This window comes from Pseudomonas sp. URMO17WK12:I11 (assembly GCF_007677725.1).
Taxonomy (GTDB): domain Bacteria; phylum Pseudomonadota; class Gammaproteobacteria; order Pseudomonadales; family Pseudomonadaceae; genus Aquipseudomonas.
The window spans coordinates 167,033-191,033 of sequence record NZ_VEDF01000009.1; the positions used below are offsets into that span (position 1 = coordinate 167,033).

At 63.3% G+C, this 24,001-nt stretch carries 16 protein-coding genes; 13 read left to right on the forward strand and 3 right to left on the reverse strand.

Annotation, left to right across the window (positions count from 1 at the left end):
• Nucleotides 1-1,737, reverse strand: coding sequence for an arginine--tRNA ligase (argS, locus tag FS665_RS17900; protein ID WP_145191292.1), 1,737 nt, complete (start codon nucleotides 1,735-1,737; stop codon nucleotides 1-3).
• A 161-nt stretch (nucleotides 1,738-1,898) separates the two neighbouring features.
• Complete coding sequence (locus FS665_RS17905; protein ID WP_145191295.1) at nucleotides 1,899-4,118, reverse strand: primosomal protein N'; 2,220 nt, start codon at nucleotides 4,116-4,118, stop codon at nucleotides 1,899-1,901.
• Between the two features lie 167 nt (nucleotides 4,119-4,285).
• Here FS665_RS17905 and rpmE point away from each other — a divergent pair, with 167 nt between their 5' ends.
• The 3 genes from rpmE (at nucleotide 4,286) to FS665_RS17920 (ending at nucleotide 6,769) form a co-directional block, all read left to right on the forward strand.
• On the forward strand, nucleotides 4,286-4,501 hold the full coding sequence (gene rpmE, locus FS665_RS17910) for a 50S ribosomal protein L31 (RefSeq protein ID WP_054891182.1): 216 nt from the start codon (nucleotides 4,286-4,288) through the stop codon (nucleotides 4,499-4,501).
• Between the two features lie 2 nt (nucleotides 4,502-4,503).
• The gene (locus FS665_RS17915; RefSeq protein ID WP_145191298.1) at nucleotides 4,504-5,322 is read left to right on the forward strand and encodes a thermonuclease family protein; all 819 of its coding nucleotides are present in this window, start codon (nucleotides 4,504-4,506) and stop codon (nucleotides 5,320-5,322) included.
• A 178-nt stretch (nucleotides 5,323-5,500) separates the two neighbouring features.
• On the forward strand, nucleotides 5,501-6,769 hold the full coding sequence (locus FS665_RS17920) for a malic enzyme-like NAD(P)-binding protein (protein WP_145191300.1): 1,269 nt from the start codon (nucleotides 5,501-5,503) through the stop codon (nucleotides 6,767-6,769).
• Between the two features lie 81 nt (nucleotides 6,770-6,850).
• On the opposite strand, the gene FS665_RS17925 is transcribed toward FS665_RS17920, so the two are convergent.
• The gene (locus FS665_RS17925; RefSeq protein ID WP_145191304.1) at nucleotides 6,851-9,304 is read right to left on the reverse strand and encodes a penicillin-binding protein 1A; all 2,454 of its coding nucleotides are present in this window, start codon (nucleotides 9,302-9,304) and stop codon (nucleotides 6,851-6,853) included.
• Between the two features lie 175 nt (nucleotides 9,305-9,479).
• Between FS665_RS17925 and pilM the strand changes: the two genes are divergently transcribed.
• The 10 genes from pilM (at nucleotide 9,480) to hemE (ending at nucleotide 24,000) form a co-directional block, all read left to right on the forward strand.
• Entirely contained in the window at nucleotides 9,480-10,337 is an 858-nt protein-coding gene (gene pilM / locus FS665_RS17930; protein ID WP_145191307.1) for a type IV pilus biogenesis protein PilM, read from the forward strand.
• Complete coding sequence (locus tag FS665_RS17935) at nucleotides 10,334-10,876, forward strand: PilN domain-containing protein (protein ID WP_145191310.1); 543 nt, start codon at nucleotides 10,334-10,336, stop codon at nucleotides 10,874-10,876. The genes pilM and FS665_RS17935 overlap by 4 nt, the downstream gene beginning before the upstream one ends.
• 83 nt (nucleotides 10,877-10,959) lie before the next feature.
• Nucleotides 10,960-11,889, forward strand: coding sequence for a pilus assembly protein PilP (locus FS665_RS17940; protein WP_178108364.1), 930 nt, complete (start codon nucleotides 10,960-10,962; stop codon nucleotides 11,887-11,889).
• On the forward strand, nucleotides 11,834-13,078 hold the full coding sequence (locus FS665_RS17945) for a type IV pilus secretin PilQ (protein WP_145191315.1): 1,245 nt from the start codon (nucleotides 11,834-11,836) through the stop codon (nucleotides 13,076-13,078). The genes FS665_RS17940 and FS665_RS17945 overlap by 56 nt, the downstream gene beginning before the upstream one ends.
• A gap of 4 nt (nucleotides 13,079-13,082) precedes the next feature.
• Nucleotides 13,083-13,601 carry a shikimate kinase AroK gene (aroK, locus tag FS665_RS17950; protein WP_145191318.1) on the forward strand — a complete coding sequence of 173 codons (519 nt, stop codon included), beginning with the start codon at nucleotides 13,083-13,085 and terminating at the stop codon, nucleotides 13,599-13,601.
• 94 nt (nucleotides 13,602-13,695) lie between these two features.
• A complete protein-coding gene (gene aroB / locus FS665_RS17955) occupies nucleotides 13,696-14,793 on the forward strand; it encodes a 3-dehydroquinate synthase (protein ID WP_145191321.1) in 1,098 nt (365 codons plus the stop codon).
• Between the two features lie 15 nt (nucleotides 14,794-14,808).
• Nucleotides 14,809-16,425 carry an AAA family ATPase gene (locus FS665_RS17960; protein ID WP_145191324.1) on the forward strand — a complete coding sequence of 539 codons (1,617 nt, stop codon included), beginning with the start codon at nucleotides 14,809-14,811 and terminating at the stop codon, nucleotides 16,423-16,425.
• Between the two features lie 371 nt (nucleotides 16,426-16,796).
• A complete protein-coding gene (gltB, locus tag FS665_RS17965) occupies nucleotides 16,797-21,242 on the forward strand; it encodes a glutamate synthase large subunit (RefSeq protein ID WP_145191327.1) in 4,446 nt (1,481 codons plus the stop codon).
• A 124-nt stretch (nucleotides 21,243-21,366) separates the two neighbouring features.
• On the forward strand, nucleotides 21,367-22,785 hold the full coding sequence (locus FS665_RS17970) for an FAD-dependent oxidoreductase (RefSeq protein ID WP_145191353.1): 1,419 nt from the start codon (nucleotides 21,367-21,369) through the stop codon (nucleotides 22,783-22,785).
• A gap of 150 nt (nucleotides 22,786-22,935) precedes the next feature.
• Nucleotides 22,936-24,000: a uroporphyrinogen decarboxylase gene (gene hemE, locus FS665_RS17975; protein WP_145191356.1), complete on the forward strand. Its 1,065-nt coding sequence runs from the start codon at nucleotides 22,936-22,938 to the stop codon at nucleotides 23,998-24,000.
• The last annotated feature ends 1 nt before the right edge of the window (nucleotide 24,001 follow it).

Sequence of the window (24,001 nt, forward strand, 5' to 3'; positions counted from 1 at the left end):
TTACATGCGCTCCAGGGTTTCCAGGCCCAGCAGCTCCAGACCTTGCTTGAGGGTGCGGCCGGTCAGAGCAGCCAGGCGCAGACGGCTTTGCTGCTGCTCCGAGGTGTCGGCGGCGAGGATCGGGCAGTTTTCGTAGAAGCTCGAGAACAGCCCGGCGAGGTCGTACAGATAGCTGCACAGCACGTGCGGCGTGCCCTTCTCGGCGACGTTGTTGAGAATCTCGCCGAACTGCGCCAGACGCGCAGCCAGGTCCTGCTCGTGCGCCGCTTGCAGCACGATGTGGCCATCGATTTCATCGAAGCCCTTGCCCAGCTTGCGGAACACGCCGGCGACGCGGGTGTAGGCGTAGAGCAGGTACGGCGCGGTATTGCCTTCGAAGTTGAGCATCAGCTCGAAGTTGAAGCTGTAGTCGCTGGTGCGGTGCTTGGACAGGTCGGCGTACTTCACGGCGCCGATGCCGACCACTTCAGCGATGCGGCGAAGGTCGTCCTCGGCCAGGCTCGGGTTCTTCGCCTTGACCAGGGTGTAAGCGCGCTCCTTGGCCTCGGTGAGCAGATCGATGAGCTTGACGGTACCGCCATCGCGGGTCTTGAACGGGCGGCCATCGGCGCCGTTCATGGTGCCGAAGCCCATGTGCTCCATCTGCATCGGGTGGCCGATGAAGCCGGCGCGGCGAGCCACTTCGAACACCTGGTTGAAGTGCAGGGCCTGGCGCTGGTCGACGAAGTACAAGGCGCGGTCGGCCTTGAGCACGTTGCTGCGATAACGCACCGCGGCCAAGTCAGTGGTGGCGTACAGATAGCCACCATCGGCCTTCTGCACGATCACCGGCAGTGGCTCGCCTTCGCTGTTCTTGAATTCTTCCAGGAACACGCATTGTGCGCCCTGGTCCTCGACCAGCAAGCCCTTGGCCTTGAGGTCGGCAACCACATTGGCCAGGTCGGCGTTGTATGCGCTTTCGCCCATGACATCGGCCATGGTCAGCTTGACGTTGAGCAGCTCGTAGGTTTTCTGGCAGTGCGACAAGGAGATGTCCTTGAAGCGTGTCCATAGGGCCATGCATTCCGGATCGCCAGCCTGCAGCTTGACCACCAGGCTGCGCGCGCGGGTGGCGAACTGCTCGGATTCGTCGAAGCGCTTCTTGGCCGCGCGGTAGAAGTTTTCCAGGTCCGACAGCTCATCGCTGGTGATGGGGTTTTCTTCGAGGTAGGCCAGCAACATGCCGAACTGGGTACCCCAGTCGCCGACGTGGTTCTGGCGGATGACCTGGTCGCCGAGGAATTCCAGTACGCGGGCAACGCTGTCACCGATGATGGTCGAGCGCAGGTGGCCAACGTGCATTTCCTTCGCCAGGTTCGGCGCCGACAAGTCGACCACCACTTTCTGCGCAGGGCCGGCCTTGCGCGCCCCCAGGTGGTCATCGGCGAGGGCCGCGTCCAGGCGTTGGGCCAGGGCATCGGTGTTCTGGAAGAAGTTGAGGAAGCCAGGGCCGGCGATTTCGACTTTGCTGATGTCGGTGCTGGCCGGCAGCGCCTGGATGAGTTTCTCGGCCAGGTCGCGGGGTTTCATGCCGGCCGGCTTGGCCAGCATCATGGCGATGTTGCTGGCGAAGTCGCCGTGGGTCTTGTCCCGGGCGTTTTCCACCTGAATCGCCGGCGAGAGCCCTTCAGGCAGCACACCGTCGGCGACGAGTTGGGTGAGGGCTTGCTGGAGCAGCTGGCGAATGGTGTCTTTCATGGGAATCTCTTTTCGACCGCAAGCGCGGTGGAGCGCCTCGATGCGCAGGTGGAAAAACTGGGCATTATCCAGACTTTGAGCGGCAAGTCGCAAGCTTCAAGCTCCAAGACCGCCCCGCAAGCTTTTGCTTTTGCTTGCAGCTTGCAGCTTCGAGCCCCTTCTCAATAAAGGTCAACGGGATCGACGTCCAGCGACCAGCGCACCTGGCGCCCGCTCGGCAATTGCTCCAACACTAGCAACCAGGCGCTGATCAGTCGATGCAGCGGCGCTCGGGTGCTGGCTTGCAGCAGCAATTGTGCGCGGTAACGCCCGGCGCGGCGTTCCATCGGTGCAGGCACCGGGCCGAGCAGTTCGATGCCGGGCAGGCGCTGCTCGGCGACCAGGCGCTCGGCGCCAGCGCAGGCTTCGTCGAGAAAGCTTTCCGCTTGCCCGGGCTTGTGCGCCTCGGCACGCAGCAAGGCCAAGTGGGCAAACGGTGGCAGGCCAGCATTGCGGCGCTCGTCCAAGGCTTGCTCGGCGAAGGCGAAGTAGCCTTGCTCGGTCAATTGCACCAATAGCGGGTGGTCGGCCAGGTGCGTCTGGATGATCACCTTGCCAGGCTCGTCAGCGCGTCCGGCGCGACCGGCCACCTGGACGATCAGCTGCGCCATGCGCTCGCTGGCGCGGAAGTCCCCGGAGAACAGGCCACCGTCGGCATCGAGGATTGCTACCAGCGTCACCCTGGGGAAGTGATGCCCCTTGGCCAGCATCTGGGTGCCGACCAGGATACTCGGCTGGCCACGCTGGATCGTGCTGAACAGGTTGTGCATGGCATCCTTGCGCGCCGTGCTGTCACGGTCCACGCGCAGGATCGGGTAGTCCGGGAACAACACCTTCAGACGCTCTTCGGCGCGCTCGGTGCCGGCACCGACCGGGCGCAGGTCAACGTGATTGCATTGCGGGCACTGCTGCGGCAGGCGCTCGTCGTAGCCGCAGTGATGGCAACGCAGCACGCCGGAGCGCTGATGCACGGTCATGCGCGCATCGCAGCGCGGGCATTCGGACAGCCAGCCACAGTCATGGCACAGCAAGGTCGGAGCGAAGCCGCGACGGTTGAGGAACACCAGGACCTGCTGGCCGGCCTCCAGCGTCTGGCGAATCGCCTGCTGCAACGGGCCGCTGATGCCACTGTCCAGCGGAAGGCTCTTGACGTCCAGGCGCAACATGCGCGGTGGCCGCGCGCCGCCCGCGCGCTGATTCATGCGCAGCAGGCGGTAGCGCCCGGTCAGGGCATTGTGCAAGGTCTCCAGTGACGGCGTGGCCGAGCCAAGCAGGATCGGCACGTTTTCCTGATGGGCGCGTACCAGGGCCAGGTCGCGGGCGTGGTAGCGCAGACCTTCCTGCTGTTTATAGGAACCGTCATGTTCCTCATCGATGATGATCAGCCCGGGGTTCTTCATCGGTGTGAACAGCGCCGAGCGCGTACCAATGATGATGTCGGCCTCGCCGTCGCGGGCGGCCAGCCAGGCATCGAGCCGTTCGCGGTCGTTCACTGCCGAATGCACCAGGGCGATGCGGGCGTTGAAGCGCTGTTCGAAACGCGCCAGGGTCTGCGGGCCCAGGTTGATTTCGGGAATCAGCACCAGCGCTTGCTTGCCGGCTTCCAGGGTTTCGCGGATCAGTTGCAGGTAGACCTCGGTCTTGCCGCTGCCGGTGACGCCTGCCAGCAGAAAGGCGCCGAACTTGCCGAAACCTTCGAGCACGGCATCGAACGCTTCGAGCTGTTCTTCGTTCAGGGGCAACTCAGGTTGCGCCAACCAGTGTTCCTGGCGCTGAGGCGGCTGGTGGCGACGTACCTCCAGCTGTACCAATTCCTTGGCCAGCAACAGGTCAAGGCTGTCCTTGTTGAGGTTGAGCTTGCTGAGCAGGCTGTGCGCCACCCCGTGCGGGTGCTGGGCCAATGTCCTCAAGGCATCGCGCTGGCGTGGCGCGCGTGCGATGCGCGGATCCTCAAGACGGGCGTCTGGGGCCACGTGCCAGAAGCGTTCCTGGCGCATTTCGGCAGGTTCGCCCTGGCGCAGCAGCGTGGGTAGCGCCCAGCTCAGGGTATCGCCAAGGCTGTGCTGATAATACTGGGCAGTCCACAGGCACAGCTTGAACAGCGCCGGTGGAATCGGCGAGACCGGATCGAGCAGTGCGCTGGCCGGCTTGAGCTTGTCCGCCGGCACCTCGCTGTGCTGACAGACTTCGACCAGCACACCGATCATCTCGCGTCGGCCAAACGGTACGCGAATGCGCATGCCCGGGGTCAGGGCCTGGCGCGCCATGCTCGCCGGCGCCTTGTAGTCGAACAGGCGCCGCAGGGGCGAGGGCAGGGCAAGGCGCAGGATGACGTCGGACACGCGGAAGGTCTCGCAGGGCGTTTCAAAGAGTGGCGAGCCTAGCAGACGACAGCCGGTGCAAGCGACAACTTGCGCTGGCGTGATGCTCTGGTATTATTTGCCGCCTATTTACGTGCGGTATTCAACAATTGGTGTTGGGTGGCGGCACGCAGCTCGAGGAAGTGACCATGAAAGCAGATATTCATCCGAACTACGAAGCAGTTGCAGTCACCTGCAGCTGCGGCAACAAATTCGAAACGCGTTCGACCCTGGGCAACACCCTGGCGATCGACGTTTGCAACCTGTGCCACCCGTTCTACACCGGTAAGCAGAAAGTCCTGGACACCGGTGGTCGCGTACAGAAGTTCGCCGATCGCTTCGGTATGTTCGGTACCAAGAAGTAATCATGCGCATGGCGAATCCTTCGGGCTTCGCGTTGTTGCTGAAGAAGGCGCCCCTTGCGGGCGCCTTTTTTGTCGGCGCGGTTTGGCACCTGCCCGCGCTGGCTTTTTGCCCATTACCGGCCAAGGTGCAGACGGTGGCCGTGCGCCAGGTCGTCGATGGCGATACCTTGCGCCTGACCGACGGTCGCAGCGTGCGCATGATCGGTATCAACACGCCGGAAATCGGGCGCAAGGGACGCCCCAGCGAACCCTACGCACAGGCCGCGCGCCAGCGGCTGCAAGCGCTGGTCAAAGCCAATGACGGGCGCGTTGGGTTGGTACCAGGCGTCGAAAGCAAAGACAAATACGGTCGTACCCTGGCCCATGTGTACGGTCGCCATGGCGACAATCTGGAAGCACGCCTGCTCAGCGAGGGGCTTGGCTTTCGCGTTGCAGTGGCTCCCAATGTCCGCCTGGCCGGCTGCCAGCAAACCGCCGAGCGCTCGGCGCGCCAGGCGCGCGCTGGCATCTGGCGCACGCTGCCGGTGCGCAAGGCCGGCGAACTCAGGCGCTCGGGCTTTGCCGTCGTTGCCGGCACCCTGCGCAGCATCGAGCGCAATCGCGGCGGCGTCTGGCTGGAACTGGACGAGGCGCTGGTGCTACACATCCCCGCTCGTCTGCAGCGCAGCTTCCCCACTACGTTCTTCGCTAATCTCAAAGGGCAGCGGATCGAAGCCCGTGGCTGGGTGCGCGAACGCACCGGCAAAAGCCGCAAGCCGGGGCAGCGCCGCTGGGTGCTGCCGCTTACGGATCCGAGCATGCTCGAGCGCACATCTGGCTGAAAGATGTAGACAGTTCGATATTGGATTGTACACACTGTCACCCGAATGCCCCCGTGCGTGATAGCTTAAAGTCGTAGGCCAGAGGCCTTGACACAAGTGACCGACCAGTCTTGTGGCTCCTCGGCTCTTTGCGTATCCTCGGCGGTCCGTCAGAACAGTAAATAGCGGAATGCCCACCATGTCAGACCTGAAAACCGCCGCTCTCGAGTACCACGCTCAGCCTCGTCCGGGGAAACTGAGCGTCGAGCTCTCCAAACCCACTGCCACCGCCCGTGATCTCGCCCTGGCCTACAGCCCAGGCGTTGCAGAGCCGGTGCGTGAAATCGGCCGTGACCCTGAGCTGGCCTACAAATACACCGGCAAGGGCAACCTGGTCGCGGTGATTTCCGATGGCACTGCCATCCTCGGTCTGGGTGACCTCGGCCCACTGGCGTCCAAGCCGGTCATGGAAGGCAAGGGTGTTCTGTTCAAGCGTTTCGCTGGCATCGACGTGTTCGACATCGAAGTCGATTCGGAAAGCCCGCAGGCCTTCATCGATACCGTCAAGCGTATCTCGATCACCTTCGGTGGCATCAACCTCGAAGACATCAAGGCGCCTGAGTGCTTCGAGATCGAACGCACCCTGATCGAGCAGTGCGATATTCCGGTTTTCCACGATGACCAGCATGGCACCGCCATCGTCACTGCCGCTGGCATGATCAACGCCCTGGAAATCGCTGGTAAAAAGCTCGAAGAAGCGAAGATCGTGTGCCTGGGCGCCGGTGCTGCCGCCATTTCGTGCATGAAGCTGCTGGTGAGCATGGGCGCTCAGGTCGAGAACATCTTCATGATCGACCGTAGCGGTGTGATCCACGCTGGCCGCGAAGACCTCAACCAGTACAAGGCACAGTTCGCTCACGCCACTGACAAGCGCACCCTGGCCGACGCCCTGGACGGTGCCGATGTGTTCGTTGGCCTGTCCGGCCCGAACCTGCTGAGCCCGGAAGGCCTGAAGTCGATGGCTGCCAACCCAATCGTGTTCGCCTGCTCGAACCCGGATCCGGAGATCTCCCCGGAGCTGGCCCACGCCACGCGCAACGATGTGATCATGGCCACCGGTCGTTCCGACTATCCGAACCAGGTCAACAACGTACTGGGCTTCCCGTTCATCTTCCGTGGCGCACTGGACGTTCGCGCCAAGCGCATCAACGAAGAAATGAAGATTGCCGCCGCCATCGCCCTGAAAGACCTGGCCAAGCTGCCGGTGCCCAAGGAAGTGTGCGAGGCCTACGGCGTCGAAGGTCTGGAATTCGGCCGTGAATACATCATTCCGAAGCCGCTGGACGCGCGTCTGATCACTGTCGTCTCCGACGCGGTGGCCAAGGCTGCCATCGAATCCGGCGTAGCGACCCTGCCGTATCCGAAGCACTACCCGCTGAACAGCGTGGATGAAGTGTTCAACGGCTGATCCCTGCCGTTGCGACACAAAAAGCCCCGGCTCGTGAGAGTCGGGGCTTTTTGTTGCGCTATCGATCGACTCGAGTTCGGATCAGAACAGGTCCATTGGCGCCGCTTCATCGGCTGGCAGCGGGCTGCCAGGCGCTGCGCCGTTGCCCAGTTCATCCACCGACGGCGGTGAGTCTTCGGCTTTGAACAGCTCGAAGTAGGCGTTTGGCGTGCTGGGCGAAGCCGCCCGGCCGCTGACCGGGTCGACGCGCAGGCTGAGGATGCCCTCTGGTTCGGCCGGCGGGTGGTTGGGCTTGTCCTTGAGCGCAGCGCCCATGAAGCCCATCCAGATCGGCAGGGCGGCGGTACCGCCGTATTCACGACGACCGAGGGTTTCCGGCTGATCGAAACCGACCCATACGGTGGTCACGTAATCGGCGTTGTAACCCGAGAACCAGGCGTCCTTGGACTCGTTGGTGGTACCGGTCTTGCCTGCCAGGTCGGTACGGCCGAGCGCCAGCGCCCGGCGCCCGGTGCCGCGCTTGATCACATCCTGCAGCATGCTGGTGAGGATATAGGTCGTACGGCCATCGACGATCTGTTCGGCCACCGCCGGCGTTTGCGGTGGCGGGGCGATCTGACCCAGCGCCGAAGGCGCCTCGCCGGGCAGCGTAGCCGTGCTGATCGGCTGCTCGGGTGCTGCCTGGCCGGCATCATCCTGCGCACCTTGCGGCACGCGAGCCGGATTGGCGGTGAACAGGACCTGGCCGTCACGACTCTCGATGCGGTCGATCAGGTACGGGTTGATCTTGTAGCCGCCGTTGGCAAAGGTGCTCCAGCCGGTAGCGATCTCCATCGGCGTGAGGGTCGCGGTCCCCAGCGCCAGCGACAGGTTGCGCGGCAGGTCCTGCTTGTTGAAGCCGAACTTGGCGATGTAGTCGATGGTGCGGTCGACCCCCATGGCCTGCAGCAGGCGAATCGACACCAGGTTGCGCGACTTGTACAGCGCTTCGCGCATGCGGATCGGGCCCAGGAAGGTGTTGGTGTCGTTTTTCGGACGCCACACCTTGTCCACCGACTCGTCGACGAACACGATCGGTGCATCGTTGACCAGGCTCGATGCGGTATAGCCGCTGTCCAGCGCAGCACTATAGATGAAGGGTTTGAAGCTCGAGCCAGGCTGACGCTTGGCTTGCATGGCGCGGTTGTAGTTGCTCTGCTCGAACGAGAAACCGCCCACCAGCGCACGGATCGCACCGTTGTAAGGATCGAGGGTGACCAGCGCGCTTTGCGCCCCTGGCACCTGACTGAACTTGAGGGTGCCGTCGTCCAGGCGCTGCACGCGGATCAGGTCACCGACCTGGGCCACATCCGCTGGCGACTGCGGTGCGCGGCCCTGGGCATTGGTGTTGATGAACGGACGCGCCCACTTCATGGTGTCCCAGGCGACGTCTGCTTCCTCGCCGCCGCGGGTCAATACGTGCAGGGCAGTCTTGTCCACGCGGGTAACGATCGCCGGCTCCAGTCCGCCGAGCGTGCGCTGTTTATTCAGCTCCTGCTTCCAGGCCGCCAGGGGCTTGCCGGGGAAGCGGGCTTCCGGGCCGCGGTAGCCGTGACGCTCGTCGTAATCGGAAAGGCCATTGAGGATGGCCTTGTTGGCCATGTCCTGCATGTCGCTGGGCACCGTCGTGGTGACGCGGAAGCCTTCGGTATAGGCCTCGCTGCCATAGCGGCCGACCATTTCGGCGCGGGCCATTTCCGCGACATAGGGCGCGTTCACTTCCGGAGTCGGCACGTGGTAACTGGCATTGAGCGGTTCGGCCAACGCGGCCTGATAGCTGGCCTCGTCGATCTTGCCGAGCTTGTACATGCGGCCCAGGATCCAGTCGCGACGCTCCTTGGCACGCACCGGGTTGGCCAGCGGGTTGAAGCGCGAGGGTGCCTTGGGCAAGCCGGCGATCATCGCCATCTGCGCCAGGCTCACGTCGCGAATCGACTTGCCGTAGTACACCTGCGCGGCAGCATCGATGCCGTAGGCCCGGTTACCCAGGTAGATCTTGTTGACGTACAGCTCGAGGATCTCGTCCTTGGTCAGCTCACGCTCGATCTGCAAGGCCAGGAGGATCTCGTTGGTCTTGCGCGAGAAACTGCGCTCGCTGGTGAGAAAGAAGTTCTTCGCCACCTGCATGGTGATGGTGCTGCCGCCGGTCTGGATATGACCGGTTTTTACCAACTGGGTGGCGGCGCGCATCAGGCTGCTCGGGTCGACCCCGTAGTGGTTGAGGAAATTGTCGTCCTCAGCTGACAGAAGCGCCTGAATGAACTGTGGCGGAATGTCCGCGAAGCGGATCGGGGAACGGCGCATCTCGCCAAACTCGGCAATCAGCTTGCCGTCGCTGCTATATACCCTCAGGGGGATCTGCAACTGGATGCTTCTGAGCGAATCGACCGACGGCAGGTTGGGGCTAAGATACAGAAACGCACCGCTCAGACCGAGGACGAGCGCGCAGATGACTGCGATGAAAGACCACCAGAAGAACTTTAGCAGGCGTATCAAGGCTTTTCGGTGTCCAGATTGAGGGTGAATTGCGCACGGGGCCGGCGGACGAAAAAACGCCGGGCATTATAAGCACTTTTCGCCTTGCCGGGTGACCGGCCGGGCGGCTCGCTGTACCGTCTGGCCGCCAGCGCCCGGCGGTAAGGCGGTTCATGGTTGTAACAAGGAAGTCGCGATGCTTGGACGTTATGGCAGGGACGCCAGTTCACTGTTAGGGATAGAAATCGCCAGCGGTTGCGTTCGAATCGCTCAAGTCCGCCGCCACAAGGGGCGGTATGAAAAAATGGCCTGGGTCCAGCAGGCATTCGGGCCGCCGAGTGCTGGCGACAGCCTGCGTGAGCCTGATCGAGTGGTGGCGGCACTGCGCAGTGCCCATCAATCCTCGGGCAGCCACCAGCGGCGTGCTGCGGTGGCGGTGCCGGCCTCGCAAGTGATCTGCAAGATCTGCCAGCTGCCAGCTCGCCTGGGCAGCCAGCAAGTAGAGGCGCATCTGCTGGCGGAAGCGGACCGCTTCTTTCCTTTCCCTCTGGAAGACCTGGCCCTGGACTTTCAGGTGCTTGGCGCCTCGAGAAGCGCGCCAGACGCGCTGGATGTGCTGATCGCCGCCAGTCGACACAGCGCCCTGCAGGCCCTGCAAGCGGTCTTTGAAGCAGCCGGCCTTGATCTGCAGGTTGTAGAAGTCGATACCATCGCCTTGCGCAGGCTGATGCCCGTTGAGTCGAACGCAGCTGCAGGGTTGCTGCGTGTTGAAGCAGACGGAGCGACGCTGCACGGCTGGCAGCAGGGCATGTTGCCGATGCGTCGGGAGGTGTTGCCCGATGCGCTGCCTGTTGGCGCCGAGGGCAGCGAAGGCATGCCCTGGCCACAGCGCTTGCTGGTGGTGGGTCCGGCGCAATCAGCCCAGGCCACATTGGCGCGATTGGGCCAAGCCTGTGGCGTGCCATGCGAACCACTGCCTGATCCCAACGGCCTGGTCAGTCCCGATGGCGGCATGGCGCTGGCCTGTGCCCTGGCCTTAGGGGGGCTGACATGACCTTGCGTTTGAATTTGCTGCCCTGGCGGGAGCGAGAGCGCCAGGCGGCACTGCGACGCTTGCGCGTGACCGTGGTAGGCGCAGTGATAGCCGCACTGTGCGTGGTGCTACTGGTGGACCAGTTGGCCCGCCAGCGACACCGCCAGCAGGTTGCCGCCAATGACCAGCGGCAGGCTGTGAACCACGCGCTACGGGCGCAGTTGGCAGAACGGGAACGCCTCGCAGTGGCCTTGCAGGCGGTGCGTGACGAGGCCGCAGCGCTGGCCAAGCTGCGCGCCCAGCAGGGCCTGCCGACGGCGGTATTCGCCGATCTGGAGCGAGCGCTGCCGCCCGGTATGCGGCTGGTGAAACTAGAGCTGCAGCAAGGCACCGCGCTGCGCTTGTTCGGGCTGGCGGCTTCAAGCGCGGCGGTAGCGCAGTTCATTCGCAACCTGCAGCACTCGCAGGTGTTGCACGACCCGCAGTTGAAAAGCCTCGAAAGCCAGGCGCAAAGCAAGCGCTTCGAGCTATTGGTCCGTTTGTCCGCCCTGTGGTCATGAACGTGCTGTCAGGTCGTTTGCGGCAGGTCCTGCTGGAGCGCCCGCGTTTATTGAGGCTGGCTTTGCCATGGGCAGCAGGCTGTATGGTGATCGCGCTCGGCTGCGCCTGGCGTTGGCCGCACTGGTGGCTGCTTCAGCAGGCAGAACTTGCCAGACAGCGGCTGTTGCTCGAAGCCCACGCCGCCAAGCGCTTGCAACTTCAGGCCTTGGCGCCAGCACGCGTGGCGTTGGCGGATGCGCAGCAGCGGTTGCAAGCGGCGCGCTGGCGCCTGGCAGCCGATGGCGACATGAGCGACCTGTTGGAGCAGTTCGCGGCTTCCGGTCAGGCCCATGGCTTGCGTATCGAACAGGTCGATGTAGGGGCTGCACAGCAGCAACCCGGTTATTGGCAGACGCCGATCGATGTGCGAGTCGTCGGTCCCTACGCGGGCCTGCGCCCGTGGTTGGACGACTGGCTGGGGCAGATGCGCCTGCTGCGCAGCGAGACATTGCAGCTGACGCCTGTCGAGGGCAGCCCTGGGGCGTTGCGCCTGGACATGCGCGTGCAGGCCTACCGTGCCGACGAGCCACTCGCGGCGCCGGCGGGGCTTGCAGATTGGCCAGCCCGCGCGCAAGCACAGCCGGTGCGGGTCGATCCTTTTTCCCGCTCGGCCTTGGGCAACGCCCAGGTCGACCTCGCCAACCTCCCGCTGACCCAGATGCAAATGGTCGGCTTCTTGCGCCGTGGGGCATCGCAAGAAGCGCTGTTGGCGGCGGCCGGTCGCCTCCATCGCGTGCGCGCAGGCGACCGGCTCGGGCAAGAGGATGGTGTGGTACAGCACGTCGGCGAACACCAGGTGCAGGTGCTCGAACGCGTGCTGCTTGAAGGTGAGCCGCGTGAGCGTCTGGTGACGCTGGCGCTGGCAAGGCGAGTGGCAACGGAGGCCAGGCAAGACGATGAGACAGCTGTGGATACCGATGATAGTAGGCCTGTCGCTCAGCCCGTGGTGCGCCGCAGCGCCCCTTCGGGATGAGCTCATATCGCTCAATTTCCAGGATGTGGAAGTGCGCTCGGCGCTGCAGGTATTGGCAGATTTCGCTGACATCAACCTGGTGGCCAGCGACTCGGTGCAGGGCCAGGTGACCTTGCGCCTGCATGATGTGCCTTGGGACCAGGCCCTTGAGTTGGTACTGCGCAGCAAAGGGCTGGGGCGCCATGAGCAGGGCAATGTGTTGCTGATCGCGCCCGCCGCCGAGCTTGCCGAACAATCGATGGCTGCCGGTGGTGAGCAGATGGACGCACAGCTGCCGCCCTTGCGCCGTGAATTGCTGCCGATTCATCACGCCAGGGCGGCAGATCTTGCCGAGCTGTTGCTGGCCGCGCTGGCCGACCAGGGCATTTTGACCGGGCGCGGCAGCTTGAGTGTCGATGCCCGCACCAACACCCTGATCGCGCACCAACCGGCCGAGCGCCTGGCGGAGCTGCGCCAGTTGGTGGCCCAGCTCGATGTGCCGGTGCGCCAGGTCGAGATCGAGGCGCGCATCGTCGAGGCCAACGTCGACTACGAGAACGGCCTTGGCGTGCGTTGGGGGCGGCAGTTTCACGGCGAAGCACCGCAGTTGGGCAAGGATGTATTCGTTGACCTGGGGCTGGAGCGCGCCACTGGCAGCGTTGCCGTTGGCCTGCTGCGTGGCGGCCTGTTGCTGGATCTGGAACTCAGCGCCATGGAAAAAAGCGGCAATGGCGAAATCATCTCGCAGCCCAAGGTGGTCACGGCAGACAAAGAGACCGCGAGGATCCTCAAGGGCACCGAGGTGCCATACCAGGAAACCAGCCGCAATGGCGCGACCTCGGTGGCGTTTCGCGAGGCCTCGCTGTCGCTTGAGGTCACCCCGCAGATCACCCCGGACGGCAAGGTCATCATGACGGTCAAGGTGACCAAGGATGAACCCGACTACGTCAATGCCCTGAACGACGTGCCGCCGATTCGCAAGAACGAGGTCAATGCCAAGGTTCGGGTGGCCGATGGCGATACCATCGTGATCGGCGGGGTGTATTCCACCACGCAAAACAATGTGGTCGCCAAGGTGCCATTTTTCGGCGATCTGCCGTATGTTGGGCGGCTATTTCGACGCGATGCATTACAAGAGAAAAAATCCGAGCTGCTGGTCTTCCTGACTCCGCGTATCATGAATGACCAGGCGATTGCTGTGAGTCGTTGATTCTGTGCGAAATTTGATACTTGTAGGGCCCATGGGCGCTGGTAAGAGCACCATCGGGCGCCTGTTGGCCAAAGAGCTGCGCCTGCTGTTCAAAGATTCCGACAAGGAAATCGAACTGCGCACCGGCGCCAACATCCCGTGGATCTTCGATAAAGAAGGCGAACCGGGTTTTCGTGACCGTGAGCAGGCGATGATCGCCGAGCTCTGCGCCCTTGATGGCGTGGTCGTGGCAACCGGGGGTGGCGCCGTCATGCGTGCGGAAAATCGCCAGGCGCTGCATGCCGGCGGCCGCGTCATCTACTTGCACGCCTCGGTCGAGCAGCAGGTAGGGCGTACCGCGCGGGATCGCAACCGTCCGTTGCTGCGCACGGCCAACCCGGAGGCGACCCTGCGCAATCTGCTCGAAACCCGCGACCCGCTGTATCGGGAGATCGCCGACCTGGTGGTGGAAACCGACGAACGGCCGCCGCGTATGGTGGTGCTGGATATTCTCGAGCGCCTGCAGCAGTTGCCGCCCCGCTAAGCCGGGACTATTCTCGGCCAGCGCCGGGGCAAGGTTCAACGTAAGCGCGTGGGTCGCACAGCCGGCGCCACGCCCAAGTACACTGTGGGGACACATGCAGACACTTAAGGTCGATCTCGGCGAGCGTAGCTACCCGATCTACATTGGCGAAGGCCTACTGGATCAGCCAGAGCTGCTGGCGCCGCACATTCGCGGGCGGCAGGTGGCGATCGTTTCCAACGAGACCGTCGCACCTCTGTATCTGGAACGCCTGAGCAAGACCCTCGGTGCCTATGCGGTGCAGTCGGTGATTCTCCCTGACGGCGAAGCCTACAAGAACTGGCAGACGCTCCAGCTGATCTTCGACGGCCTGCTGACGGCACGGCATGACCGGCGGACCACCGTGGTCGCCCTGGGTGGCGGCGTCATCGGTGACATGGCCGGGTTCGCGGCCGCCTGCTATCAGCGCGGGGTCGACTTCATCCAGGTGCCGACCACCTTGTTGTCCCAGGTGGACTCGTCGGTGGGTGGCAAGACCGGCATCAACCACCCGCTGGGCAAGAACATGGTCGGTGCGTTCTACCAGCCCAACGCGGTGCTGATCGACACCACCAGCCTGAACACACTGCCTGCTCGCGAGCTCTCCGCTGGCCTGGCCGAGGTGATCAAGTACGGCCTGATCTGCGACAAGCCGTTCCTGGCCTGGCTCGAAGAACATATGCCGGCCCTGCGGGCGCTCGAGCCTGCCGCGCTGACGGAAGCGATTCGCCGCTCCTGCGCCGCCAAGGCTGCGGTAGTAGGCGCCGACGAGCGCGAATCGGGCGTGCGTGCCACGCTGAACCTGGGCCACACCTTTGGCCACGCTATCGAGACCCATATGGGTTACGGGGTCTGGCTGCACGGCGAGGCAGTAGCTGCGGGTACGGTCATGGCCCTGGAAATGTCCATGCGCCTGGGTTGGATCGATCAGGCCGAACGTGATCGCGGCATTCGCTTGCTGCAGCACGCAGGGTTGCCGGTGGTGCCTCCACAGGAAATGACCCCGGCGCAGTTCATGGAGCACATGGCGGTCGACAAGAAGGTGCTCGACGGTCGCTTGCGTCTGGTGCTGCTGCGCCAGCTGGGCGATGCGGTGATCACCGACGACTATCCGAAAGAGATTCTTCAGGCCACGCTGTCGGCGGATTACCGCGCGATCGTGGCCCAGCTTTGAGGTTGTGACAGCGCAATGACCAGTTTGCATGCCGATGAGGCGTTTCTCGATCACTACCAGCTGAGCCACGATCCGTTCGCGCCGCGTGTGCCCGGCTTCAAATTCTTCCCCGCCCAGCGCAAGCCGGTGCTCGGCCAACTGCATCATCTGGCACGCTACAGCCAATTGATGCTGGTGGTCACAGGGCCGTTGGGCAGTGGCAAGACGCTGCTGCGCCAGGCCCTGGTGGCCAGCACCAACAAGCAATCGGTACAGAGCGTCGTGGTTTCCGCTCGCGGTGCCAGCGATGCGGCCAGCGTGCTCGGGCAAGTGGCGCAGACCCTGGAGGTGGCCCAGCCCGAGGTCCAGGCGATCCTGAACAAGGTGGTGCAGTTGGCACTCACCGGGCAGGAAGTCTATCTGTTGGTGGACGATGCGGAACAACTTGACGAGTCGGCACTCCAAGCGTTGCTGGAACTGGCCGGCGGCTTGCCAGAGGCGCGCCCGCATGTGTTCCTGTTTGGCGAACCGTCGCTGATTGCCGGGTTGGATGAGATCGAGGTCGAGGAAGAGCGTTTCCACGTCATCGAACTCGCCCCCTACAGCGAGGAGGAAACCAACGAATACCTGGAGCAGCGTCTGGATGGCGCGGGCCGGGGCATCGAGGTGTTCACCCGCGAGCAGCTGGTCGATATCCACGAAAACTCTGGCGGATGGCCTGGCAACATCAACCAGGTCGCCCGCGATACCTTGATCGAAGCCATGATCGCTAGCCGGACCACGGTGAAGCGACCATCCATGGGGTTCAAAATGCCTAAGAAACACGTGCTCGCGCTGTCCGCAGTCGTCGTGGTTGCCGTAGGCGCTGCGGTGCTGATGCCCAAGAAAAGCGACAAGGCGCCAAGCGAGGCGCCGGTGGCGCAGGCCCAGTTGCCCTTGGGCGAGGGCCTGCCAGGTGCTGCTCAATCCAATAACGGCAACCCGGCCATCGAATTCTCCGGCCAGTCCCAGCCGATGCCGTTGCCGCTGGTGGGCCAGTCGCAACCGGTGATGCGTGAGCCGCTGGCCCAGGCTGCTGGCATGGGCGACGGTGAAGAGGGTGGGCCGGCAGGCAACACTGCCCTGCAACCTTCAGCGCCGCCGACCGTGACCACCACCGCACCGCCGCAGGGCGTCGCGGCGGGTCCGGCACCGAGCATGGCCCAGGCGACCGCGCCGTCCCAGCCTGCCGCGCCTGTGGCCAATCCAGTCACCAGCCAACCGGCCAAGCCGGTGCCCAAGCCTGCGCCTGCGCCAACCCAGGTGGCCAGTGCCAAGCCGGCGGTCAAGGCCACCGAGAAGCCTGCAGCAGCGGCCGGTGCCGGCAACAGCGGCTGGTACAGTGGTCAGAAGCCTGGCAACTACGTGGTGCAGATCCTCGGTACCAGCTCCGAGGCGTCGGCCCAGGCCTTCGTCAAGGCGCAGGGTGGCGACTATCGCTACTTCAAGAAGAACCTGCAGGGTAAACCCCTGTATGTGGTCACCTATGGCAACTTTGCCAACCGTGATGCGGCAGTTGCCGCAATCAAGAACTTGCCAGCGAAGGTCCAGGCTGGTAAACCTTGGCCACGTACTGTCGCCAGCGTCCAACAAGAGCTGGCCTCGGCCCGCTGATACCTGCCGGGCGGCACCACCCCGCCGCCCAGTTGCTGAGCGATTACTGACACTTGATAAGCCTGCTGCGCCCTGCGCGGCAGGCTTTTCTGTCCCAGCCTGCCGGCCACAAGCCCCGCGCGCAGTGTTGGCTGAAACGCTTCAGAGTCAAGCCCTGCCAACCCATGGTTTGCGGCTAAAAACATTCAAAATAGCGACATAAATTTTCAATGGTGAGACATGAAAATTTGTGGGCAGGACTGTCGCTGTGCAACAATGGTTTTCCATGGCCACCGCAAATAAGCTGGCGTTTGATCGGCGTGGATGGTAAGTGGTTGTACATAAAAGAGATTTGCCTCCGGTTGAGAGGTGAACCTGGTGAGAAAGTGTCTATGAAAACAGGTCTGTACCATCCCGAAGAATTCAAGGACAACTGTGGTTTTGGCCTGATCGCCCATATGACGGGCGAGCCAAGTCACCACCTTCTGCAAACCGCCATGCAGGCGCTGACGTGCATGACCCACCGTGGCGGCATCAATGCCGACGGCAAGACCGGCGACGGTTGCGGTCTGTTGATGCAGAAGCCTGACCGTTTCCTGCGTGCAGTGGCCCAGGAACACTTCGCCGTAGAGCTGCCCAAGCAGTACGCCGTCGGCATGGTGTTCTTCAACCAGGACCCGGTCAAAGCCCAGGCCGCTCGTGCCAACATGGATCGTGAAATCCTGGCAGCCGGCTTGCAATTGGTAGGCTGGCGCAAAGTCCCGATCGACACCAGCGTGCTGGGTCGCCTGGCCCTCGAGCGCCTGCCGCAGATCGAGCAGGTGTTCATCGGCGCTGATGGCCTGAGCGACCAGGAGTTCGCCATCAAGCTGTTCAGTGCCCGTCGCCGTTCGTCGGTAGCCAACGCCCACGATGCCGACCACTACATCTGCAGCTTTTCGCACAAGACCATCATCTACAAGGGCTTGATGATGCCGCGCGATCTCGCGGCGTTCTATCCAGACCTCGGTGACGAACGCCTGCAGACCGCGATCTGCGTGTTCCACCAGCGTTTCTCCACCAATACCTTGCCGAAATGGCCGCTGGCCCAGCCATTCCGGTTCCTCGCCCACAACGGCGAAATCAACACCATCACCGGCAACCGCAACTGGGCCATGGCCCGTCGCACCAAGTTCGCCAACGACCAGATTCCCGACCTCGAGGCCCTCGGCCCATTGGTCAACCGTGTCGGCTCCGACTCCTCGAGCATGGACAACATGCTCGAGCTGATGGTCACCGGCGGCATCGACCTGTTCCGTGGCGTGCGCATGCTGGTGCCACCAGCCTGGCAGAACGTCGAGACCATGGACGCCGACCTGCGCGCCTTCTACGAATACAACTCCATGCACATGGAGCCGTGGGATGGCCCGGCCGGTATCGTCATGACCGAGGGCCGCCACGCAGTGTGCCTGCTCGACCGTAACGGCCTGCGTCCGGCGCGTTGGGTCACCACCACCAACGGCTACATCACCATCGCGTCGGAAATCGGTGTCTGGGGCTATCAGCCTGAAGACGTCGTGGCCAAGGGCCGTGTCGGCCCAGGGCAGATCCTGGCGGTGGATACCGAAACCGGTCAGATTCTCGACACCGACGCCATCGACAACCGTTTGAAGTCGCGTCATCCGTACAAGCGCTGGCTGCGTCAGCACGCTACGCGCATCCAGGCCACGCTGAGCGACGATCAGGGCGTGGCCAGCTACGACGCTGACCAGCTCAAGCAATTCATGAAGATGTTCCAGGTCACCTTCGAAGAGCGTGACCAGGTGCTGCGCCCGCTCGGTGAGCAAGGCCAGGAAGCCGTGGGTTCCATGGGTGACGACACGCCTATGGCGGTGCTGTCGCAGCGGGTGCGTTCGCCTTACGACTTCTTCCGCCAGCAGTTTGCCCAGGTGACCAACCCGCCGATCGACCCGCTGCGCGAAGCGATCGTCATGTCCCTGGAAATCTGCCTGGGTGCCGAGCGCAATATCTTCCAGGAGTCGCCGGAGCATGCTTCGCGGGTCATCCTCAGCTCGCCGGTGATCTCGCCCGCCAAGTGGCGCTCGCTGATGAACCTGGAGCGCGAAGGTTTCGACCGTCAGCTGATCGACCTCAACTACGAGCAAGGCCTGGGCCTGGAAGCGGCGATTCGCAACATCGCCGACCAGGCTGAAGAAGCCGTTCGTGCCGGCAAGACTCAGTTGGTGCTGAGCGACCGCTACATCGCCCCCGGCAAGCTGCCCGTGCACGCTTCGCTGGCGGTGGGTGCCGTGCACCACCGCCTGACCGAACAGGGTCTGCGCTGCGACAGCAACATCCTGGTAGAGACTGCCACTGCGCGTGACCCGCATCACTTCGCCGTGCTGCTGGGCTTCGGCGCCTCGGCGGTCTACCCGTACCTGGCCTATGAAGTGCTGGCCGACCTGATTCGTACCGGTGAAGTGCTGGGCGATCTGGACGAAGTGTTCAAGTACTACCGCAAGGGCATTTCCAAGGGCCTGCTGAAAATCCTCTCGAAGATGGGGATTTCCACCATCGCCTCGTACCGCGGCGCGCAGTTGTTCGAAGCGGTGGGCCTGGCCGAGGAAGTCGTGGGCCTGAGCTTCAAGGGCGTGTCCAGCCGCATCAAGGGCGCACGCTTCGTCGACCTGGAAAGCGACCAGAAGCTGCTGGCCGCCGAAGCCTGGAGCGCGCGCAAGCCCATCCAGCAAGGTGGCCTGCTCAAGTTCGTCCATGGTGGCGAATACCACGCCTACAACCCGGATGTGGTCAACACCCTGCAAGCGGCTGTGCAGCAGGGCGACTATGCCAAATTCAAGGAATACACCACGCTGGTCGATCAGCGCCCGGTGTCGATGATCCGCGACCTGCTCAAGGTGAAAGTGGCCGAGCAGCCCCTGGCGCTGGACGAGGTCGAGCCGCTGCAAGCCATCCTCAAGCGCTTCGACTCGGCCGGCATCTCGCTGGGCGCGCTGTCGCCGGAAGCGCACGAGGCGTTGGCCGAGGCGATGAACCGCCTGGGCGCGCGCTCCAACTCCGGGGAGGGCGGTGAAGACCCGTCCCGCTACGGCACCGTGCGCAGTTCCAAGATCAAGCAGGTCGCGACCGGCCGCTTCGGTGTGACGCCGGAGTACCTGGTCAATGCCGAAGTGCTGCAGATCAAGGTGGCCCAGGGTGCCAAGCCTGGCGAGGGCGGTCAGCTGCCCGGCGGCAAGGTCAATGGCCTGATCGCCAAGCTGCGTTATGCAGTGCCGGGCGTGACCCTGATCTCGCCGCCACCGCACCACGACATCTATTCGATCGAAGACCTGGCCCAGCTGATCTACGACCTCAAGCAGGTCAACCCGCAGGCGCTGGTGTCGGTCAAGCTGGTAGCAGAAGCCGGCGTCGGCACCATCGCTGCAGGTGTGGCCAAGGCCTATGCCGACCTGATCACCATCTCCGGCTACGATGGCGGCACCGGCGCCTCGCCGCTGACCTCGATCAAGTATGCCGGCGCCCCATGGGAACTGGGCCTGGCGGAAACTCACCAGACCCTGCGCGGCAACGACTTGCGCGGCAAGGTCCGGGTGCAGACCGATGGTGGCTTGAAAACCGGTCTGGACGTGATCAAGGCGGCGATCCTCGGCGCCGAGAGCTTTGGCTTCGGCACCGCGCCAATGATCGCCCTGGGCTGCAAATACCTGCGTATCTGTCACCTGAACAACTGCGCCACCGGCGTTGCCACGCAGAACGACAAGCTGCGCAAGGACCACTACATCGGCACCGTCGACATGGTGATCAACTTCTTCACCTTCGTCGCCGAAGAAACCCGCGAATGGCTGGCCAAGCTGGGCGTTCGCAGCCTCGGCGAGCTGATCGGCCGCACCGACCTGCTCGACGTGCTGCCCGGCGACACCGAGCGTCAGCAGCACCTTGACCTGACGCCTTTACTGGGCAGCTCGCACATTCCGGCCGACAAGCCGCAGTTCTGCGAAGTCGACAAGAACCCGCCGTTCGACAAGGGCGAGCTGGCCGAGAAGATGGTCGAGATGGCGTTGCCGGCGATCCGCGATCAGGCCGGTGGTGAGTTCGATCTGGATATCTGCAACTGTGACCGCTCCATCGGCGCGCGGATTTCCGGTGAAATCGCCAAGCTGTATGGCAACCAGGGCATGGCCGCCAAGCCGATCACGTTCCGCTTCAAGGGCACTGCCGGGCAGAGCTTCGGGGTCTGGAACGCCGGCGGCTTGAACCTGCACCTGGAGGGCGATGCCAACGACTACGTCGGTAAGGGCATGACGGGTGGCAAGCTGACCATCGTGCCGCCAGCCGGCAGCCCGTTCGAAACCCAGCACAGCGCCATCGTTGGCAACACCTGCCTGTACGGCGCCACCGGTGGCAAGTTGTTCGCCGCCGGCACTGCCGGCGAGCGTTTCGCTGTACGCAACTCCGGCGCCCACGCGGTCGTCGAGGGAACGGGCGATCACTGCTGTGAATACATGACCGGTGGCTTTGTCTGCGTGTTGGGCAAGACCGGTTACAACTTCGGTTCTGGCATGACTGGCGGCTTCGCCTACGTGCTCGACATGGACAACAGCTTCGTCGACAAACTCAACCATGAGCTGGTGGAAATCCAGCGCATCAGTGGTGAGGCGATGGAAGCCTACCGCAGCCATCTGGCGCGGGTTCTGGGCGAGTACGTGGAAGAAACCGGCAGCGCGTGGGGGCGTGAGCTCTCGGAGAACCTGGACGACTACGTGCGCCGCTTCTGGTTGGTCAAGCCCAAGGCCGCCAACCTCAAGCAGCTGTTGTCCAGCACCCGTGCCAATCCGCAGTAAAACCAGCTGCAAGTGGCGAGCCTCGAGCTGCAAGTCAGAAGCTGCACGAGGTTTGCCCGGCTTAAGTGATCGTCTTGCGGCTTGCAGCGTGTAGCTAGCAGCTGCTGTAAAGAGGTTTTGAAAAATGGCTGAACGTCTGAACAACGACTTCCAGTTCATCGAAGTGGGCCGAAAGGACCCCAAGAAAAAGCTGCTGCGCCAGCGCAAGAAAGAGTTCGTGGAAATCTACGAACCGTTCAAGCCCCAGCAGTCCGTGGAGCAGGCCCATCGCTGCCTGGGCTGCGGTAACCCGTATTGCGAATGGAAGTGCCCGGTTCACAACTTCATCCCCAATTGGTTGAAGCTGGTCGCCGAAGGCAACATCCTGGCCGCCGCCGAACTGTCGCACCAGACCAACACCCTGCCGGAAGTGTGCGGTCGCGTATGCCCGCAAGACCGCCTGTGCGAAGGCGCCTGCACACTCAACGATGGCTTTGGTGCGGTCACCATTGGCTCGGTCGAGAAGTACATCACCGACACCGCCTTCGCCATGGGCTGGCGCCCGGACATGTCCAAGGTCAAGCCAACCGGCAAGCGCGTCGCCATCATTGGCGCCGGCCCGGCGGGCCTTGGTTGCGCCGACGTGCTGGTACGCGCTGGCGTGACCCCGGTGGTGTTCGACAAGAACCCGGAAATCGGCGGTTTGCTGACCTTCGGTATCCCTGAATTCAAGCTGGAGAAGACGGTGCTGAGCCACCGCCGCGAGGTCTTCACCGGCATGGGTATCGAATTCCGCCTCAACACCGAGGTGGGCACTGACATCAGCATGGAGCAGCTGCTCGCCGAATACGATGCGGTGTTCATGGGCATGGGCACCTACACCTACATGAAAGGCGGGTTCCCCGGTGAGGACCTGCCGGGTGTGCACGATGCGCTGGACTTCCTGATCGCCAACGTCAACCGCAACCTGGGCTTCGAGAAGTCGCCGGAAGACTTCGTCGACATGCAGGGCAAGAAGGTCGTGGTGCTCGGCGGTGGTGACACGGCCATGGACTGCAACCGCACCTCGATTCGCCAGGGTGCCAAGTCGGTGACCTGCGCCTATCGTCGCGACGAGGCCAACATGCCCGGTTCGCGCAAAGAGGTGAAGAACGCCAAGGAAGAAGGCGTGAAATTCCTCTACAACCGCCAGCCTATCGCTATCGTCGGCGAAGACAAGGTCGAAGGGGTGAAGGTGGTGGAGACCCGCTTGGGTGAGCCTGACGCCCGCGGCCGTCGCAGCCCCGAGCCGATTCCAGGTTCCGAGGAGATCCTGCCGGCCGATGCCGTGGTCATCGCATTCGGCTTCCGCCCAAGCCCTGCGCCATGGTTCGAGCAGCACAGCATTCAGCTCGACAGCCAGGGTCGCGTGGTCGCGCCGGAGAAAGGCAAGTTCAAGCACCAGACCAGCAACCCGAAGATCTTCGCCGGGGGCGATATGGTGCGTGGCTCGGACCTCGTGGTGACGGCGATCTTCGAAGGCCGCAACGCCGCTGAGGGGATCCTGGACTACCTGGAAGTCTGATCGCCAGCTGGGGCTGTCAGCCAGCCCCAGCACATTTTGTATACAAAATCAGTTGATCTACAGCACTCGATAGCCAAAACCCATGGCCTCGGCCGTGCCTTTTATGCGCGCGTCTGAGAAAATGCCGGCACTCTTTTTCCGGATGCCGACATGACTGCCTTGAAGAACGATCGTTTCCTGCGTGCGCTGCTCAAGCAACCTGTGGATGTCACCCCGGTCTGGATGATGCGCCAGGCCGGCCGTTACCTGCCGGAATACCGTGCCAGCCGGGCCAAGGCCGGTGACTTCATGAGCCTGTGCAAGAACCCGCAGTTCGCCTGCGAGGTGACCCTGCAGCCGCTCGACCGTTATCCTCTGGACGCGGCGATCCTGTTCTCGGACATCCTCACCATTCCGGATGCCATGGGCCTGGGCCTGTACTTCGAAACCGGCGAAGGCCCGCGTTTCAAGAAGGTCGTCAGCACCCCGGCCGACATCGAAGCACTGCCGGTGCCCGATGCGCAGAAAGACCTCGGCTACGTGATGGATGCGGTCAGCACCATCCGCCGCGAACTCAATGGTCGTGTACCGCTCATCGGCTTCTCCGGCAGCCCGTGGACGTTGGCCACGTACATGGTCGAAGGCGGCTCGTCGAAAGACTTCCGCAAGACCAAGGCCATGGCCTACGACAATCCGCAAGCCCTGCACCTGCTGTTGGAAAAGCTCGCCCAGTCGGTTACCAGCTACTTGAACGGGCAGATCCTGGCCGGCGCGCAGGCGGTGCAGATCTTCGATACCTGGGGTGGCAACCTGTCAGCCGCGGCTTACCAGGAGTTTTCCCTGGCCTACATGCGCAAGATCGTCAGCGGTCTGATTCGCGAACACGAAGGGCGCAAGGTGCCGGTGATCCTGTTCACCAAGAACGGCGGCCTGTGGTTGGAAAGCATCGCCGAGGCTGGGGCCGATGCCCTGGGCCTGGACTGGACCTGCGACATTGGCGATGCCCGCCGCCGGGTCGGCGACAAAGTGGCGCTGCAAGGCAACATGGACCCGACCGTGTTGTACGCCAGGCCCGCGGCCATCCGCCAGGAGGTGGCGCGCATCCTGGCCAGCTACGGTCATGGCAGCGGTCACGTCTTCAACCTGGGCCATGGCATCACCCCGGAAGTCGACCCCGAGCACGCCGGTGCCTTCATCAACGCTGTGCATGAACTGTCCGCGCAATACCACGGCTAGG

Excerpts from the sequence above, each read along its gene's own strand:
- argS (WP_145191292.1), bottom strand. The coding sequence starts at position 1,737 with ATGAAAGACACCATTCGCCAGCTGCTCCAGCAAGCCCTCACCCAACTC.
- FS665_RS17960 (WP_145191324.1), top strand. The coding sequence starts at position 14,809 with ATGACCAGTTTGCATGCCGATGAGGCGTTTCTCGATCACTACCAGCTG.
- FS665_RS17915 (WP_145191298.1), top strand. The coding sequence starts at position 4,504 with ATGCGCATGGCGAATCCTTCGGGCTTCGCGTTGTTGCTGAAGAAGGCG.
- rpmE (WP_054891182.1), top strand. The coding sequence starts at position 4,286 with ATGAAAGCAGATATTCATCCGAACTACGAAGCAGTTGCAGTCACCTGC.
- FS665_RS17920 (WP_145191300.1), top strand. The coding sequence starts at position 5,501 with ATGTCAGACCTGAAAACCGCCGCTCTCGAGTACCACGCTCAGCCTCGT.
- pilM (WP_145191307.1), top strand. The coding sequence starts at position 9,480 with ATGCTTGGACGTTATGGCAGGGACGCCAGTTCACTGTTAGGGATAGAA.
- hemE (WP_145191356.1), top strand. The coding sequence starts at position 22,936 with ATGACTGCCTTGAAGAACGATCGTTTCCTGCGTGCGCTGCTCAAGCAA.
- FS665_RS17940 (WP_178108364.1), top strand. The coding sequence starts at position 10,960 with ATGGTGATCGCGCTCGGCTGCGCCTGGCGTTGGCCGCACTGGTGGCTG.
- FS665_RS17970 (WP_145191353.1), top strand. The coding sequence starts at position 21,367 with ATGGCTGAACGTCTGAACAACGACTTCCAGTTCATCGAAGTGGGCCGA.
- aroB (WP_145191321.1), top strand. The coding sequence starts at position 13,696 with ATGCAGACACTTAAGGTCGATCTCGGCGAGCGTAGCTACCCGATCTAC.
- FS665_RS17935 (WP_145191310.1), top strand. The coding sequence starts at position 10,334 with ATGACCTTGCGTTTGAATTTGCTGCCCTGGCGGGAGCGAGAGCGCCAG.
- FS665_RS17945 (WP_145191315.1), top strand. The coding sequence starts at position 11,834 with ATGATAGTAGGCCTGTCGCTCAGCCCGTGGTGCGCCGCAGCGCCCCTT.
- gltB (WP_145191327.1), top strand. The coding sequence starts at position 16,797 with ATGAAAACAGGTCTGTACCATCCCGAAGAATTCAAGGACAACTGTGGT.